The sequence below is a fragment of the Bartonella sp. TT110JLCBS genome (genome assembly GCF_042193405.1).
Lineage (GTDB): Bacteria > Pseudomonadota > Alphaproteobacteria > Rhizobiales > Rhizobiaceae > Bartonella.
This window is the reverse complement of sequence record NZ_JBHILT010000088.1, coordinates 1-1,673: the sequence shown is the minus strand read 5'-3', so window position 1 is coordinate 1,673 and position 1,673 is coordinate 1. Positions and strand designations below refer to the sequence as shown.

Genomic DNA, 1,673 nt, shown 5'->3' with positions numbered 1-1,673 from the left:
ACACCTTCCTTATGAGAAGGAGAAAAAAGTCTTCGTATTCCACCGACAGTAGAACCAGCCAAATGACCTAAAGCACTTCCAACCAATGCCCCGCCCGCTCCTAAACCTGCACCAGATAACGTACTTGTAAGTGTATTACCAAGCCCTTCGCCTTCTCCTGCGCCATGTAATGCACCAGATGCCGCCCCTACTTTAAGCAAATGCGGCAATGTTGTTTTGTTCGTGATGCCTAAAAATGGACTTGCAAATCGACTTGGGGGTAACTGACCTGCTTTCAAAAAGGCTTGACCTAATTTTGACCCCGCCACATTCCTTGCAAGTGTAGGCGCTACAAAGCGTGCTCCTGAGGCTAACAGTCCTCCCCCTAAAGTCGCAAGGGAAGGAATTGCCGACCCTAAAGCATTTCCAGCAAAAGAAGTCCAATAATGTTGATCACTCATCCTACGATAATAATCACGTATTCTATTGGCTTCTTTCTCATATTTTTCTATGGTTTTCTTATCTCCAGTCCAATAGTTGTAAAGCCCCTTCGCAAAAGCCTTTATTGCCAACTCATCATCAGAATCACGTCCTGCCGCTGTGATCCCCGCAATCTCATCATCTAAATTAAAACTCAAACCATGCTTTAAAGAATTCCAAAAGGCTTCACTGCTACTTATTTCGGGATGTTGGGATGATGTTTCGTATTCATCTTTAGGGATACGACGTATAACCCTTATTCCAGGACCAAAATCTGGAAATGGTTCCTCTACCGATGTTTCGTATTCCTCTTTAGGGATACGGCGTATAATTCTTATTCCAGGACCAAAATCTGGAAAATCTTGATGAGTATTATTATGATGAACCATTTATCTATCCCTAATAATGTCATATATATAGTTACCGTCTGGTATGGATACTCTTTCTCCAATAGCAAGTTTTTTAATATCTTCTCTGCTACTTATAGTTGGCAAGTTTGCACTACCTCCTTGTGACATCGACTGATTAGCATATTGAGCAGAATACTTTAGACGCGGTCTTACTTCCATTCCATTTGACAACCTATAAATTTCCTCATCATTCAGTTTTTTAAAAAGATCAAACATATCTTTGATTTTTAAGAGCGTTTTATATAGTTCTTCTGGTTTATCGCTAATGTCCATAGTACCATAAGATGCTACTATGCGCCTGCTTTCTTCATTAGATAACGGTCCAACGCCTAATTTCCCGCCGTCACTTTGCTTTTTGATTGCTTCAATCACTCGAACAAAGACACCACCTTCAAGCGTTTTTAATTTATTTTTTAATGTTTTTGCAGCAGTATCGGGGAAAATCTGAGCAAAAGCACCGACCTTACCAGCAGCCTTTTTGGGATTCTTCTCTATAATTTGAAGAGCATTGTTAACTGTATCCACAATATGATTAATTTCTTTTGCTGCTACAGCAGCAGTGTTTCTCTTACCTATTTCCCACTCTTCTATGTCTCGTTTTTTCTGATTATACTCAAGTTCCTGCATCGACCCCTTAACCGGTCTCGCTCTACGTTCACCTAGTTGTGAATTGGGATCCCATTCATAACCTTTATCTAACTGAGGTTTATCACCACCTGTTAGCATCGCACTAAGCATTTGAGGATTCCTTGCCATGACAGCAGCTTCTTCATCACTGTAGCCTTTGGACTTTAGATACTCGAC

General features: G+C 40.8%; 2 pseudogenes. Both read right to left on the bottom strand.

The features are described 5' to 3' along the window. Window positions 1-848: pseudogene (locus tag ACFILW_RS09615) on the bottom strand (hypothetical protein); the annotation flags it as partial. Next, window positions 849-1,673, bottom strand: a pseudogene (locus ACFILW_RS09610) (hypothetical protein); the annotation flags it as partial.